This window comes from Sphingomonas adhaesiva (genome assembly GCF_036946305.1).
Taxonomy (GTDB): Bacteria; Pseudomonadota; Alphaproteobacteria; order Sphingomonadales; family Sphingomonadaceae; genus Sphingomonas; species Sphingomonas adhaesiva_B.
Map to the genome: position 1 here is coordinate 231,679 of NZ_JAQIJJ010000004.1, position 14,221 is coordinate 245,899.

The 14,221-nt window shown below is 69.1% G+C and carries 13 protein-coding genes; 10 read left to right on the plus strand and 3 right to left on the minus strand.

What is annotated here, in order from left to right:
- The first annotated feature begins 93 nt into the window (after positions 1–93).
- The 5 genes from yaaA (at position 94) to PGN14_RS07540 (ending at position 5,294) form a co-directional block, all read left to right on the plus strand.
- On the plus strand, positions 94–843 hold the full coding sequence (gene yaaA, locus PGN14_RS07520) for a peroxide stress protein YaaA (RefSeq protein ID WP_335298858.1): 750 nt from the start codon (positions 94–96) through the stop codon (positions 841–843).
- Positions 840–1,499, plus strand: coding sequence for an SDR family NAD(P)-dependent oxidoreductase (locus PGN14_RS07525; RefSeq protein WP_335298859.1), 660 nt, complete (start codon positions 840–842; stop codon positions 1,497–1,499). The genes yaaA and PGN14_RS07525 overlap by 4 nt, the downstream gene beginning before the upstream one ends.
- 267 nt (positions 1,500–1,766) lie before the next feature.
- Positions 1,767–2,066, plus strand: coding sequence for a hypothetical protein (locus tag PGN14_RS07530; RefSeq protein ID WP_335298860.1), 300 nt, complete (start codon positions 1,767–1,769; stop codon positions 2,064–2,066).
- Between the two features lie 85 nt (positions 2,067–2,151).
- A complete protein-coding gene (gyrA, locus tag PGN14_RS07535; RefSeq protein WP_335298861.1) occupies positions 2,152–4,944 on the plus strand; it encodes a DNA gyrase subunit A in 2,793 nt (930 codons plus the stop codon).
- Positions 4,941–5,294, plus strand: a complete 354-nt coding sequence (locus PGN14_RS07540; RefSeq protein WP_335298862.1) for a DUF952 domain-containing protein — start codon at positions 4,941–4,943, stop codon at positions 5,292–5,294. Before gyrA ends, PGN14_RS07540 begins: the two co-directional genes overlap by 4 nt.
- A gap of 109 nt (positions 5,295–5,403) precedes the next feature.
- On the opposite strand, the gene PGN14_RS07545 is transcribed toward PGN14_RS07540, so the two are convergent.
- Positions 5,404–5,835, minus strand: a complete 432-nt coding sequence (locus tag PGN14_RS07545; protein ID WP_335298863.1) for a DUF488 domain-containing protein — start codon at positions 5,833–5,835, stop codon at positions 5,404–5,406.
- 58 nt (positions 5,836–5,893) lie between these two features.
- Here PGN14_RS07545 and trmFO point away from each other — a divergent pair, with 58 nt between their 5' ends.
- Genes trmFO through PGN14_RS07560 form a run of 3 tightly spaced genes read left to right on the plus strand, consistent with a single transcriptional unit; the run spans position 5,894 to position 10,248 of the window.
- Complete coding sequence (trmFO, locus tag PGN14_RS07550) at positions 5,894–7,207, plus strand: methylenetetrahydrofolate--tRNA-(uracil(54)-C(5))-methyltransferase (FADH(2)-oxidizing) TrmFO (protein WP_335298864.1); 1,314 nt, start codon at positions 5,894–5,896, stop codon at positions 7,205–7,207.
- A gap of 56 nt (positions 7,208–7,263) precedes the next feature.
- Positions 7,264–9,045, plus strand: coding sequence for a cation:proton antiporter domain-containing protein (locus PGN14_RS07555; protein WP_335298865.1), 1,782 nt, complete (start codon positions 7,264–7,266; stop codon positions 9,043–9,045).
- A 48-nt stretch (positions 9,046–9,093) separates the two neighbouring features.
- Positions 9,094–10,248, plus strand: coding sequence for a glycosyltransferase family 4 protein (locus tag PGN14_RS07560; RefSeq protein ID WP_335298866.1), 1,155 nt, complete (start codon positions 9,094–9,096; stop codon positions 10,246–10,248).
- Positions 10,249–10,377: 129 nt separating this feature from the next.
- Here PGN14_RS07560 and PGN14_RS07565 read toward each other — a convergent pair whose 3' ends face one another.
- Positions 10,378–10,668, minus strand: a complete 291-nt coding sequence (locus tag PGN14_RS07565) for a DUF2218 domain-containing protein (protein ID WP_335298867.1) — start codon at positions 10,666–10,668, stop codon at positions 10,378–10,380.
- On the minus strand, positions 10,665–11,216 hold the full coding sequence (locus tag PGN14_RS07570) for a PadR family transcriptional regulator (protein ID WP_335298868.1): 552 nt from the start codon (positions 11,214–11,216) through the stop codon (positions 10,665–10,667). The genes PGN14_RS07565 and PGN14_RS07570 overlap by 4 nt, the downstream gene beginning before the upstream one ends.
- Before the next feature lie 310 nt (positions 11,217–11,526).
- Here PGN14_RS07570 and PGN14_RS07575 point away from each other — a divergent pair, with 310 nt between their 5' ends.
- Positions 11,527–12,846 carry a replication-associated recombination protein A gene (locus tag PGN14_RS07575; RefSeq protein ID WP_335298869.1) on the plus strand — a complete coding sequence of 440 codons (1,320 nt, stop codon included), beginning with the start codon at positions 11,527–11,529 and terminating at the stop codon, positions 12,844–12,846.
- 34 nt (positions 12,847–12,880) lie between these two features.
- Positions 12,881–14,218, plus strand: coding sequence for a serine hydrolase domain-containing protein (locus tag PGN14_RS07580; protein ID WP_335298870.1), 1,338 nt, complete (start codon positions 12,881–12,883; stop codon positions 14,216–14,218).
- The last annotated feature ends 3 nt before the right edge of the window (positions 14,219–14,221 follow it).

The window sequence follows — 14,221 nt, forward strand, 5'->3', positions numbered from 1 at the left end:
CTGTTCAAGAAAGCGAACGTTGCTGTCGTGCGATGCCGGACGGGCGCTGAACCGCGATTGAACGCCCGCGCGCGGCGCGATACGGGCGCGGGCATGATCGCCGTCCTCTCCCCGGCCAAGACGCTGGACCTCGACACCCCCGCCCCCTTCCCCGCCACGCCGGCGCGCTTCGCCGACGAGGCGGCGACGCTGGCCAGGGCGGCATCGCACCTGACGCAGAAGAAGCTATCGGAGCTGATGAAGATCTCGCCCGCGCTGGCGAAGCTGAACGCGGACCGCTTCCGCGACTTTGCCACGGCGGAGGAACGGCCCGCGCTCTACACCTTCGCGGGCGACGTCTATACCGGGCTGGAGGCGAAGACGCTCGACGCGCCGGCGGTGCATTATGCGCAGGATCACCTGCGGCTGCTGTCCGGGCTGTACGGGCTGCTGCGTCCGCTCGACGGGATGCGGCCCTATCGGCTGGAGATGGGGACGCGCTGGGCACCGCGGAAGACGAAGCTGACCGACTGGTGGGGCGATCGCATCGCCGACGCGCTGGCGCAGGACGTCGCGGCGGAGGGCAGCGGCACCGTCCTGAACCTCGCCAGCAACGAATATTGGGAGGCGGTGAAGGGCCGTCTGCCCGCCGCGGTGCGCGTGATCGCGGTCGATTTCCGCGAGGGCGACGGGCGCTTCGTCAGCTTCCACGCGAAAAAGGCGCGCGGCATGATGGCGCGCTATCTGGTCGAGCATCGGGTGGGCGACGTGGACGGCATGAGGGCGTTCGACACCGACGGCTATCGCTTCGACAAGGACGCGAGCGAGGACGATCGCTGGACGTTCGCGCGCACCGCGGCATGACGCGCGCGGTGGTCGTCGGCGCGTCGGGCGGGATCGGCGCGGCGCTGGCCGACGCGCTGGCGGAGGAAGGCGCCGACGTGCTGCGGCTGTCGCGCCCCGAACTGGACCTGGAGGACGAAGCGACGATCGCCGCCGCCGCGGCGCGGGCGGGCACGCCCGAACTGGTCGTGGTCGCCACCGGATTGCTGCACGAGGGCGAGCACGGGCCGGAGAAGGCGATCCGTGACCTCGATCCCGCATGGCTGGCGCGGCAATATGCGATCAATGCGATCGGCCCGGCGCTGGTCGCCAAGCATTTCCTGCCGATCATGCAGAGGACCGGGCGCAGCGTGTTCGCCGCGCTGTCGGCGCGGGTGGGCAGCATCGGCGACAACCGGCTGGGCGGCTGGTACGGCTATCGCGCGTCCAAGGCGGCGCTCAACCAGCTGATCCGCACGCTGGCGATCGAGGACCGGCGGCGCAACGAGCGTGGCATCGTCGTGGCGCTGCACCCCGGCACGGTCGATACGAAGCTGTCGCGTCCGTTCCAGCAGAAAGGGCGCGACCTGTTCCAGCCGGGGCGGGCGGCGGTGCAGTTGCTGGACGTGATCGACGGATTGAGGCCGGTCGACAGCGGGAAGCATTTCGCCTGGGACGGGGTGGAAGTGCCGGCGTAGGCCAGCGCCGCCCTCCGTTCGTGCTGAGGAGGCACTGAGCTTGTCGAAGGGCCGTCTCGAAGCACAAGCGCCGCGCGTACCCCTCGAGACAGGGCTTCGACAGGCTCAGCCCTTCCTCAGGGCGAACGGAGGGGGGAGGATACGGGGACGAACCCCAATCGCATGACCGATCGGTCATCTTCCCGCCATTCCCCCGACAAACGCATGCGCGCATAGCAGCATCGACGGCACCCGCCCAAGGGCGCCGCACCGACAGGAGCGAATGCCATGACCAAGACCCTGCCCTTCGCGATCCTCGCATCCGCCGCGCTGTTCTCCGGCGGCGTCGCCGTGGCGCAGACCGCGCCCGCCAAGACCAACACGCATGTCGTCCAGCAACAGGTGACGAAGAAGACCACCACCCCCACCGGCAAGACCGCCGCCGCAGTGACGACGCGCAAGACCGCGACCACCACCCGCGCCGCCGCCAACGGCCATATGGTCACCACCAGGACCAGCACCGGCAAGACCGTGACCTATGATTGCAGCAAGGCCGGCAACGCCGCCAAGGCCGCCTGCAAGAAGTGACGTCCAAGCCGGCCCATTGGGTTGGCAATACGCATGACGCTGGGCTAGTGCATGTGTGTACTCCCACACACATGAAAGCCCAGCGTTGAGCGACGACACGGTCCTGGCGGACCCCTCCGATATCGCCCCCATCTCCATCGTCGAGGAGATGAAGACCAGCTACCTCGATTATGCGATGAGCGTGATCGTGGCGCGCGCGCTGCCCGACGTGCGCGACGGGCTGAAGCCGGTGCACCGCCGCATCCTGTATTCGGCGAGCGAGAGCGGGTTCCTCTACAACCGCCCGTATCGCAAGTCGGCGCGCATCGTCGGCGACGTCATCGGTAAATACCATCCGCACGGCGACACCGCGATCTACGACGCCTTGGCGCGCATGACGCAGGACTGGTCGATGCGCGTGCCGCTGATCGACGGTCAGGGCAATTTCGGCTCGATGGATCCCGATCCGCCCGCCGCGATGCGCTATACCGAGGCGCGGCTGGCGAAATCGGCCAATTACCTGCTCGACGACCTCGACAAGGACACGGTCGACTTCCAGCCCAATTACGACGGGTCGGAGCGCGAGCCGCAGGTGCTGCCGGCGCGCTTCCCCAATTTGCTGGTCAACGGCGCGGGCGGCATCGCGGTCGGCATGGCCACCAACATCCCGCCGCACAATCTGGGCGAAGTGGTCGACGCCTGCCTCGCCTATCTCGACAATGGCGCGATCACGACCGAGGAGCTGATGCAGATCGTTCCCGGTCCGGATTTCCCGACCGGCGCGATCATCCTGGGGCGGGCGGGTGCGCGCTCCGCATACGAGACCGGGCGCGGCTCGATCATCGTGCGCTCGCGTCACACGATCGAGGCGACCAAGGGCGCGCGCAGCGACGGGCGCCAGTCGATCGTGCTGACCGAGATCCCGTTCCAGCAGGGCAAGAACGCGCTGGTCGAGAAGATCGCCGAGGCGGCGAAGGACAAGCGCGTCGAAGGCGTCAGCGACATTCGCGACGAATCGAACCGCGAGGGCGTGCGCATCGTCATCGACCTGAAGCGCGATGCGACGCCGGAGGTGGTGCTGAACCAGCTGTGGCGACACACGCCGGCGCAGGGCTCGTTCCCCGCCAACATGCTGGCGATCCGCGGCGGGCGGCCCGAGCTGCTCAACCTGCGCGACATCATCAGCGCGTTCGTCACCTTCCGCGAACAGGTCATCACGCGGCGCGCGAAGTTCGAGCTGAACAAGGCCCGCGAGCGCGCCCATATCCTGCTCGGCCTCGTCATCGCGGTCACCAACCTCGACGAGGTGGTGAAGATCATCCGCGGTTCCGCCAGCCCGGCGGAGGCGCGCGCGAAGCTGCTCGCGCGCGAATGGCCGATCGCGGAGATCGCGCCCTATCTTCGGCTGGTCGAGGCGCTGGAGACCGACGTCGCGGGCGACAGCTATCGCCTGTCCGAGGTACAGGTGCGCGCGATCCTCGACCTGCGCCTCCACCGCCTGACCGCGCTGGGGCGTGACGAGATCGGCGACGAGCTGAAGGGTCTGGCCGAGTCGATCGCGGAATTGCTCGCGATCCTGTCCGACCGGGTGAAGCTGTACGCCGTCATGCGCGAGGAATTCCGCGACGTGCGCGAGCAGTTCGCGACCCCGCGCCGCACCGAGATCGCGGCGGCCGCCGACGGGATCGAGGACGAGGACCTGATCGAGCGCGAGGACATGGTCGTCACCGTGACCATGGAAGGCTATATCAAGCGTACCCCGCTCGACGCCTTCCGTGCGCAGGCGCGCGGCGGCAAGGGTCGCGCCGGCATGGCGACGAAGGACGAAGACGTCGTCACCAAGCTCTTCGTCACCTCCACCCACACGCCGGTATTGTTCTTCTCCACGCTAGGCCGCGTCTATCGCATGAAGGTGTGGAAGCTGCCCGAGGGCGGCCCCGCCACGCGTGGACGCCCGATGATCAACCTGCTGCCGCTGGAACAGGGCGAGACGATCTCCACCGTCCTGCCGCTGCCGGAAGACGAGGCGGAATGGGGCAAGCTCCACGTGATGTTCGCGACCGCGCGCGGGTCGGTGCGGCGCAACTCGATGGACGCGTTCACCAACGTGCCGTCGAACGGCAAGATCGCGATGAAGTTCGAGGGCGAGGATGCCGATGACCGGCTGATCGGCGTCGCGCTGCTGGACGAGGGCGACGACGTGCTGCTCGCCACACGGCAGGGCAAGGCGATCCGCTTCGCCGCGGACGAGGTGCGCGAGTTCCAGAGCCGCAATTCCACCGGCGTGCGCGGCATCGCGCTCAAGCCGCAGGACGAGGTGATCTCGCTGTCGGTGCTGCATCGCGCGGGTATCGTCGATCAGGACGAGCGCGACGATTACCTGCGCCACGCACCGTGGAAGGCGGAAGATGCCGAGCGCACGCCACGCGCGATGGACCAGCTGCGGTTCGAGGAGCTGCGCGCCCGCGAACAGTTCGTGCTGACGGTGTGCGCCAACGGCTATGGCAAATTGTCGTCGGCCTATGAATATCGCCGCACGGGTCGTGGTGGTCAGGGCATCACCAATATCGACAATATCGGACGCAACGGGCCGGTCGTGGCCAGCTTCCCCGCCAGCAAGGCGGAGCAGCTGATGCTGGTGACCGATCAGGCGAAGATGATCCGCATGCCGCTCGCGTCGCTGCGCGTGATCGGGCGCGGGTCGGCGGGCGTGCGGTTGTTCAACGTGGCCCATGACGAGCACGTCGTCTCCGCCGCGCGGATCGACGAGGAGCCGGAGCCGGAGGATGCGGCCGAGGCGATGGTGGCGGACGAGCTGGCGGGCGATACGGCGGCGGTGCCGACCGACGATGCGACGATCGGCGACGATGCCGCCGCCGGGCCGGAGGACGGCGAGTGACGGAGTGCGCCCTCACCGCCTATAAGGTGCTGACCGCGGACCAGATGGCGGCGCTGGAGCGCGACGGCCGCTTTGCCGGGGCGCCGGTGGATGTCGCGGACGGCTATATCCATCTGTCGACCGCGGCGCAGCTGACCGAGACGGTCGACAAGCATTTCGCCGGGCAGGACGATTTGCATGTCGTCGCGGTCGACCTCGCCGCGCATGGCGAGGCGGTGAAGTGGGAGGCGTCGCGCGGCGGGCAGCTGTTCCCGCACCTCTACGAGCCGATGCTGCTGGAAACCGCGGTGGCGTTCGGCCCGCTGGAGCGCGATGCCAAGGGTGGGGTCAGGCTGCCAGTGGCGGGGTAATTCGCGTCACCCCGGCCTTGAGCCGGGATCCCGCTTTTACACACCGCCGCCGGAGAAGCGGGACCCCGGCTCAAGGCCGGGGTGACGTCACGCATCCGGGGCGACGGCGTCACGCATATAGATCCACCACCTCCCGCCCCTCGCCCACCGCCTGCAACAACAGCGTGCGGTGGCAGTGGCAGGGATCGCGCTCATAGCACAGCAGCGCGCTCGGCATCTCCGCGGCCAGCGCCAGCATCTGCGCCGCCTGTGCCTGCGCCTCGGGCAGGTCGAGCTGCGCGTCATAGACCTCGGTCAGCGTCGCGACATCGCCCTTCTTCGCCGCGTCGCGCCCGCGCTTGGGGGTGCCCAGCGCCTTGAGGTGGACATAGTCGATCCCCGCCGCCCGCAGCGTCGCGGCCAGCATCGACTTGGAGAAGCCCGGGCGCCGCGACAGCGGCAACGCACGCACGTCGATCACCCTGCGCACCCCGGCACGCGCCAGCGCGGCGAGGAAATCGTCAATGGCCGTGGCTTCGTAGCCGATGGTGTAGATCGTCATCGCATCAAGGTGATACCCGCCCGCTGACAAGACAAGCCGCAGCCGCTATCGCGCGGCCATGCATCATGACATCCAGGTGATCGGCGGCGGGCTCGCCGGATCGGAAGCCGCGTGGCAGCTGGCCGAGGCGGGGCTGAAGGTCCGCCTGTCCGAAATGCGCGGCGGCGGCGACACCACGCCCGCGCATCATGGCAGCGACTTCGCGGAACTCGTCTGCTCCAACAGCTTCCGCTCCGACGACGCCGACAGCAACGCGGTCGGGCTGCTGCATCAGGAGATGCGCGCGCTCGGCTCGCTGATCCTGCGCGAGGGCGATACGCATCGCGTGCCCGCGGGCAGCGCGCTGGCGGTGGATCGCGACGGCTTCTCCGCCGGGGTGACTGCGGCGATCACGGCGCATCCCAACGTCACGATCGTGCGCGAGCGGGTGGACGCCCTGCCGGACACGCCCGCGATCGTCGCCACCGGGCCGCTGACCGCCGCGACGCTGTCGGAAAGCATCGCGGCGGAGACGGGCAAGGACGCGCTCGCCTTCTTCGATGCGATCGCGCCGATCGTGCATCGCGACTCGATCGACATGGAGGTGGCATGGTTCCAGTCGCGCTGGGGCAAGGGCGACGGTACCGACTATATCAACTGCCCGCTCGACAAGGAGCAATATCACGCCTTCGTCGCCGCGCTGATCGCGGGCGAGAAGACCGAATATCGCGAATGGGAGAATGTCCCCTATTTCGAAGGCTGCATGCCGATCGAGGTGATGGCGGAACGCGGGGTCGAGACGCTGCGCTTCGGCCCGATGAAGGGTGTGGGGCTGGACCAGCCGAGTACCGGGCGCTGGCCCTATGCGGCGGTGCAGCTGCGGCAGGACAACGCGCAGGGCACGTTGTGGAACATCGTCGGCTTCCAGACGAAGCTGAAACATGCCGAGCAGGTGCGGCTATTCCGCACCATCCCGGGGCTGGAGAAGGCGGAGTTCGCGCGGCTGGGAGGGCTGCATCGCAACACCTTCCTGCGCTCGCCCGAGTTGCTGGACCCGACGCTGCGGCTGAAGTCGCGCCCCAATGTGCGCTTCGCGGGCCAGATCACGGGGTGCGAGGGCTATATCGAGAGCGCCGCGATCGGGCTGATCGCAGGCCGCTTCGCCGCGGCGGAGCTACAGGGGCGGACGCTGGCGCCGCCGCCGGTGGAAACCGCGCTGGGTGCGCTGCTGACGCATATCACCGGCGCGGCGGAGGCGGAGACCTATCAGCCGATGAACGTCAATTTCGGCCTGTTCCCGCCGATTCCGGGACGGACGAAGAAGGCGGATCGCAAGAAGATGTACACCGATCGCGCGCGCGGGGCGCTGGCGGGGTGGCTGGCGGCGGGGTGACGGGTCGGTGACGTGACGGGTCGACTCGGGCGCATCCGTCTCTACAGTCCCTTCGCATGGCCATCGGACTGGACAATGAAGGTTTCTCGGACGCGCTCGTGATCCTGGGGGCGGCGGGGCTGGTGATCCCCGCATTCGCGCGGTTTCGGATCAGCCCCGTCATCGGGTTCATCCTGGTCGGCGCGCTGGTCGGGCCGGCGGGGCTGGGCTCGCTGGTCCCACAAGCGTCGTGGCTCTATTATCTCACCATCTCCGACCCGGAATCGATCGCGCCGTTCGCGGAGTTCGGGATCGTCCTGCTGCTGTTCTCGATCGGGCTGGAGCTGTCGTTCCGGCGATTATGGACGTTGCGCAAGCTGGTGTTCGGCACCGGCGCGGCGGAACTGCTGGGATCCGCACTGCTGATCGCGGTGGCGCTCCACTGGCTGGGGCAGGATTGGGGCGGATCCGCGGGGCTGGGCCTCGCGCTCGCATTGTCCTCCACCGCGCTGGTGCTGCCGCTGGTCGGTACGACCGGGCCGGTCGGACGCGGCGCGTTCGCGATGCTGTTGTTCGAGGATCTGGCACTGGTGCCGATCATCTTCGCGCTGGGCGCGATGGCACCGACCGCGAGCGACCAGGGCTGGGTCGGCCTCGCCGGCACCGCGCTGCGCGGCGGGTTGACCGTGGTCGCGATGTATATCGGCGGGCGGCTGGTGCTGCCCCGCCTGTTCGCGCAGGCGGCACGGACGAAGAGCCCGGAACTGTTCCTCGCCGCCTCGCTGCTGGTGGTGATCGTCGCCAGCGTCGCCACCACCGCGGCCGGACTGTCGCCGATCGTCGGCGCGCTGCTCGCCGGGCTGCTGATCGCGGAGACCGAATATCATACCGAGGTCGAGATCATGACCGCGCCCTTCAAGGGACTGGCGCTGGGCGTGTTCCTGATCACGGTCGGCATGAGCCTGGACCTGAAGCTGATCCTGGCGAACTGGCCGTCGCTGCTGATCGCGGTGGTGGGCGTGGTCGCGTTGAAGGCGGTCGTCACCTATCTGCTGCTGCGCGTATCGCAGGCGCGGCGCGGGGTAGCGGCGGAGACGGGGCTGCTGATGGGCAGCCCGTCGGAGACGACGCTGATCGTGCTGGCGACGGCGGCACAGGCGCAGCTGATCCTGCCATCGACCGCCGCCTTCTGGCAGACGGTCACCGCGATCGGGCTGACCATCACGCCGCTGCTCGCCAAGCTGGGCAGCGCGATCTCGCGCAAGATCGAGCGGCAGGCGCCCACCCCGCCGGATGCGCTGGACCATGCCGACGGCACGCGCGCGGTCGTGTTCGGCTTCGGCCGGGTCGGGCGGCTGGTGGCGGACATGCTGGCGCGCCACGACCAGCCCTATGTCGCGGTGGAAGCGGACATCGACGCGGTCACCCGCGCGCGCGAGGCGGGCTATCCGATCGTGTTCGGCGACGTGTCGCGCGCCGAACTGATCGACCGGCTGGACCTCGCCAGCGCGCGCGCGCTGATCCTGACGATGGACGAGCCGGTGCTGACGGTGCGGCTGGCCAAGAAGCTGCGCGCGACCTTCCCCGAGCTGCCGATCATCGCGCGCGCGCGCGACACGGTGCACGCGGCCGAACTGTACAAGGCGGGCGTGACGGACGCGGTGCCGGAGACGCTGGAAAGCTCGCTGCAATTGTCGGAGGCGGTGCTGGTCGACCTGGGCGTGGCGATGGGGCCGGTGATCGCCTCGATCCACGACAAGCGCGACGAATTGCGCCAGACGATCCGGCGCGAGGCGATGCTGGAGCGCGAGCCGCGTATCCGCCGCGTGCGGCGAAAGGACGAGATCGAGGTGATGTGACGCACCACCGTCGCGATTCTGCCCCATATCGCCGTTAGCGGGGGCGCCATGAGCGAGAACGGAATGCCGCGGGTCGCCTTCTTCAGCGGTAACTACAATTACGTGCGCGATGGCGCGAACCAGGCGCAGAACCTGTTGGTCGGGCATCTGCTCGACCATGGAGTCGCGGTGCGCGTCTATTCGCCGACCACGGCCACGCCCGCGTTCGAGGCGCGCGGCACGGTGGTGGACGTGCCCGCGGTGCCGATGCCGGGCGGGCGCGGCGAATATCGGCTGGGGCGCGGGCTGCCGCGTGGCCCGCGGCGCGATCTGGAGGCGTTCGCGCCCGATCTGGTCCATGTCTCCGCACCCGAATTCCTAGGCCATGCCGCGGTCACCTGGGCGCGCCGCCACGACGTGCCGGTGGTGGCGACGGTTCACACCCGGTTCGAGACCTATTTCCAATATTACGGGCTGGCGGTGGTGCAGCCGCTGATCGTCGCGATCCTGCGCCGCTTCTACAATCGCGCCGATCGCGTGCTGGTGCCGACCCCGTCGATGGCGGAGGTGGTGCGCGGCTTCGGCGTGACGACGCCGATCGCGCTATGGGGGCGCGGGGTGAACCACCGCCGCTTCCACCCCGATCGCCGCAGCCTCGAATGGCGCCGCTCGCTGGGGATCGCCGACGACGAGGTGGCGATCGGTTTCCTGGGGCGGCTGGTGCTGGAAAAGGGACTCGACGTCTTCGCCGATGTGGTGGCGCAGCTGACCGCGCGCGGGGTGAAGCATCGCGTGCTGGTGATCGGCAAGGGGCCGGCGCAGGACTGGTTCGCGCAACAGGCGCCGCAGGCGGCGTTCGCCGGCTTCCAGAGCAACGACGATCTGGGGCGCGCGGTCGCGTCGATGGACGTGCTGTTCAACCCCAGCGTGACCGAAACATGGGGACAGGTGACGTCGGAGGCGATGGCGGCGGGCGTGCCGGTGGTGGCCGCGCGTGCGACGGGCGCGGTCGACCTGCTGGAGGATGGACGCACCGGCTTTCTGGTCACGCCGGGCGAAATCGCGGGCTATGCCGATGCGATCGAGCGGCTGGTGCGTGACCCGGCGTTGCGCGCGGCGATGGGCGCGGCGGCGCATGAGCGCGCGCAGGGATTTCGGTGGAACACCGCCAACGATGCGGTGTTGCAGGTGTATCGCGACGTGCTGGCGGAACGGGGGAAGTAGCTGCATCCGCGTCGCCCCTGCGCAGGCAGGGGCCTCCCCGTGGTGGGCGGTGCGTCCGCCAACCGGGAGATCCCAGCCTTCGCTGGGATGACGTCAACGCATCGCCCCTGCCTACGCAGGGGCGATGGATCAGCCCTCCTGCCAGTCGAACGTCAGCGGCGCCTCGCGAAAGGCGAAGCGGTCGAGGTGGCTCGACACCACCTCGCGCATCCGCGCCGCGTCCTCGCCCTCCGGTACGGTCAGCACGACGTCCAGCGTCGCGCTGTCGGCGCGCATCTCCAGCACCGCACCGTTGGGGAAGGCGATCCGCCCCTCCTGCGCGGAGAAGCCGACCTCCATCTTGTGGCTCCAGTGCTTGGCGAGCTGCTGGAGATAGCGGCTGGCCGAGGCGGTCGGCACGCGGGCGATCGAGACGCTCACTTCAGCCGCTCCACCTTCTGCGCCGCCTCGTCGATCAGCGCCGCGATGTCGTGCAGCGTGTCGGGCGAGGTGTCGGCGCGCGACGCGCGGTCCTGCACCGCCTGGCGCAGATTGCCCATCGCGCGGCGGATCGGCGCCCCCTCGCCCTTCGCGCGATGCGCGCCGATCGCCTCCAGCCGCGCGATCAGCGCCGCGACCGTCTCGGCCTGTTCGTCGAGATGCGCGCGACCCGCGTCGGTGACCGCGAAGCGCTTGCGCGCACCGTCGCTGGCCTGCGCCGCGATCTGCTCCATCTCGTCGAGCATCGTCAGCGCAGGGTACACCACGCCGGGGCTGGGGGCATAGGCACCGCCGGTCAGCTCTTCGATCGCCTTGATGAGTTCATAGCCGTGGCGCGGTTCGTCGGCGATCAGCTTGAGCAGCACGAGCCGCAATTCGCCGCCGTCGAACATCCGCCGGCTACGCCCGCCGCCGCCGCCACCCCAGCCACGGCGATGCTCGCCATCGTTGAGACGTTCGATCCAGTGGAAGAAGCGTTCGACGTCCATTTCCGGGCGGCGGCCGCGTTGGGCGTGATGATGGTGATGGCCGCGGCCACCGTGGGAGAAACGAAACATGTGAGCGACTCCGCGATGCGTCATGATGCCCTCAAGATATATCGTCGGCGGTGGAGTTCAAGATATATCTTCAAACAATCGCTCACCACCTCCACAACGTCACCCCGGACTTGTTCCGGGGTCCAGGGTTCCGCAAACCAGCCGATGGGTGGACGCGTGGAACCCTGGATGCCGGAACAAGTCCGGCATGACGTAAGGGCCGGGGTGACGAAGCGGCCTGCGACCGCCTATGTTCTCCCGCATGGCCGATCTGTTCGCGGGGTTCGAACCCTCCTCCCCTGCCGCCCCGCCCCCGGCCGACGCGCCGCTCGCCGACCGGTTGCGGCCGACCACGCTGGATGCGGTCGTGGGTCAGGAGCATCTGACCGGCGCGGACGGGGCGATCGGGCGGATGGTGGCGGCGGGGCGGCTGTCGTCGATGATCCTGTGGGGGCCGCCCGGAACCGGCAAGACGACGATCGCGCGGCTGCTGGCGGACGCGGTCGGCCTGCGGTTCGCGCCGATCTCCGCGGTATTCTCCGGCGTGGCGGACCTGAAGAAGGTGTTCGCCACCGCGCGCGACCACGCCCGGCTGGGGCAGCGCACCTTGCTGTTCGTGGACGAGATCCACCGCTTCAACCGCGCGCAGCAGGACGGTTTCCTTCCTTACGTCGAGGACGGCACCGTCACGCTGGTGGGGGCGACGACCGAGAATCCCTCGTTCGAACTCAATGCCGCCTTGCTCAGCCGCGCGCAGGTGCTGATCCTGCGCCGGCTGGACGATGCCGCGCTGCGCCGGCTGCTGGCGCGCGCGGAGGAGGAGATGGCGCGCCCACTGCCGCTGGACGAGGCCGCGCGCGATGCCTTGGTGGCGAGCGCGGACGGCGACGGGCGGTTCCTGCTCAACCAGGCGGAGACATTGTTCGCGGTTGCGCTGGACGCCCCGCTCGACCCCGCCGGTCTGTCGTCGTTCCTCCAGCGGCGCGTGGCGGTGTACGACAAGGATCGCGAGGGGCATTACAACCTCATCAGCGCGCTCCACAAATCGATCCGCGGGTCGGATCCGCAGGCGGCACTCTATTATCTCGCGCGGATGCTGACCGCGGGGGAGGAGCCGCTGTTCGTGCTGCGGCGGCTGGTGCGCGCCGCGGTGGAGGATGTCGGCATGGCCGATCCGCAGGCGCTGGTGCAATCCCTCGCCGCGAAGGACGCCTATGATTTCCTGGGCAGTCCGGAAGGCGAACTCGCGATCGTGCAGGCGTGCCTCTACCTCGCCACCGCGCCCAAATCGAACGCGGCCTATATGGCGCAGAAGGCGGCGTGGCGATCGGCCAGGGAAACCGGCTCGCTGATGCCGCCGGCCAACATCCTGAACGCGCCGACGAAGCTGATGAAGCAGATCGGCTATGGGCAGGATTATGCCTATGACCATGACGCGGAGGACGGGTTCTCGGGCGCGAACTACTGGCCCGACGAACTGCCGCCGCAACGCTTCTACGAACCGACCGGGCGCGGGTTCGAAAAGCGCGTTGCCGAACGCCTCGCATGGTGGGATGAACGCCGCCATGCCGACCGCGACTAGCCGCCTTCGCCCTTTCCCGTGTCTTCTGATCGCCTTGGCCGCAGCGCCTGCCACGCAGGCGCAATCGCCGCAATCGGTGCGGCAGGAGGATCGCGGCAGCTATGCGCGTGCGATCGCGGCCGGGTACAAGGCGGCGTTCATGTGCGCGGGCGTCTTCAACGCCGGGCGCAGCGAGCGGCAGATCGACCAGCTGGAGCTGAAGGGCATCTACCCCGAATATGATCGCATCGTGCCGACGCTGCCGGTGCGGTTCGACCGGCGCACCGCGAGCGTGACGGTGACGTTCGACACCCAGCTGCCGCCGCGCCGCGCGACATGGCGCGCGGGTCGGGGATGCACGCTGCATCCGATCGGCGACGTCTCGGCCACCAACATCGCCTATCCCGCCCCGCCCGCCTCCGCCGGCGCCGATCCGCGCCCCTGGCCGCTGGGCGATGCCGACATCGCGCCGCGCCCGTCGGAAGCGCTGGCGCGCGTGGTGGAGCGCGCCTTCGACGGCAGCTATGGTCGCGGCAGCGAGACGGTGAGCGTCGTCATCCTGCACGAGGGACGCGTGATCGCCGAGCGCTATCGCGAGGGGTTCGGCCCCTATACCGGCAACCGGACGTGGTCGGTGGCGAAGAGCATTGCGGGCACGCTGGTGGGCATTTCCGGCGTCGATCCGCGCCGCCCGGCGAACATCCCGGAATGGAAAAGCCCCTATGGCCCCGATCCGCGCGCGCGGATCACGCTGGACCAGTTGCTGCGCATGTCGTCGGGGCTGCACAGCGACACCGCGGGCAACCGCACCGATGCGATCTACTTCGGCGGCACGACCGTGACGGAGCAGGCGACGTCCTGGCCGCTGTCGTCGCGCCCGGGCGAACGCTTCCGCTATGCCAACAACGACATCATGCTGGCGGTGCGGTCGCTGCGCGCGTCGCTGGGCGAGGCGAGCTATCGCGCGCTGCCCGGGCGGCTGTTCGACACGCTGGGGATGCGCCACACCGTCGCGGGCACCGACTGGCAGGGCAATTACATCCTGTCGAGCGACGTCTATACCACCGCGCGCGACCTGGCGCGGCTGGGGCAGTTCTGGCTGCAGGACGGCGTGTGGCAGGGCCGCCGCCTGCTGCCCGCCGGCTGGATGCGCTATATGACCACGCCAGCGGGGCCGCAGCCCGATCGCGCGGAGGGCTATGGCGCCTCGATCTGGCTGTTCGGCGAGCGGCAGGGGCTGCCGGTCGGCAGCTATTCGGCGCAGGGCAATCGCGGGCAATATGTGATGGTCGTGCCATCGCACCGCGTCGTGGTGGTCCGCCGCGGCGAGGATCCGACCGACGCACGGTTCGACGTGGCGAAATTCACCGCGGACGTGCTGGCCGCGCGCTGAGCG

Coding starts and splice junctions, on each gene's coding strand:
- PGN14_RS07530 (WP_335298860.1), top strand. CDS start 1,767: ATGACCAAGACCCTGCCCTTCGCGATCCTCGCATCCGCCGCGCTGTTC.
- PGN14_RS07570 (WP_335298868.1), bottom strand. CDS start 11,216: ATGGACGTCGAACGCTTCTTCCACTGGATCGAACGTCTCAACGATGGC.
- PGN14_RS07525 (WP_335298859.1), top strand. CDS start 840: ATGACGCGCGCGGTGGTCGTCGGCGCGTCGGGCGGGATCGGCGCGGCG.
- PGN14_RS07560 (WP_335298866.1), top strand. CDS start 9,094: ATGAGCGAGAACGGAATGCCGCGGGTCGCCTTCTTCAGCGGTAACTAC.
- PGN14_RS07545 (WP_335298863.1), bottom strand. CDS start 5,835: ATGACGATCTACACCATCGGCTACGAAGCCACGGCCATTGACGATTTC.
- yaaA (WP_335298858.1), top strand. CDS start 94: ATGATCGCCGTCCTCTCCCCGGCCAAGACGCTGGACCTCGACACCCCC.
- trmFO (WP_335298864.1), top strand. CDS start 5,894: ATGCATCATGACATCCAGGTGATCGGCGGCGGGCTCGCCGGATCGGAA.
- PGN14_RS07575 (WP_335298869.1), top strand. CDS start 11,527: ATGGCCGATCTGTTCGCGGGGTTCGAACCCTCCTCCCCTGCCGCCCCG.
- PGN14_RS07555 (WP_335298865.1), top strand. CDS start 7,264: ATGGCCATCGGACTGGACAATGAAGGTTTCTCGGACGCGCTCGTGATC.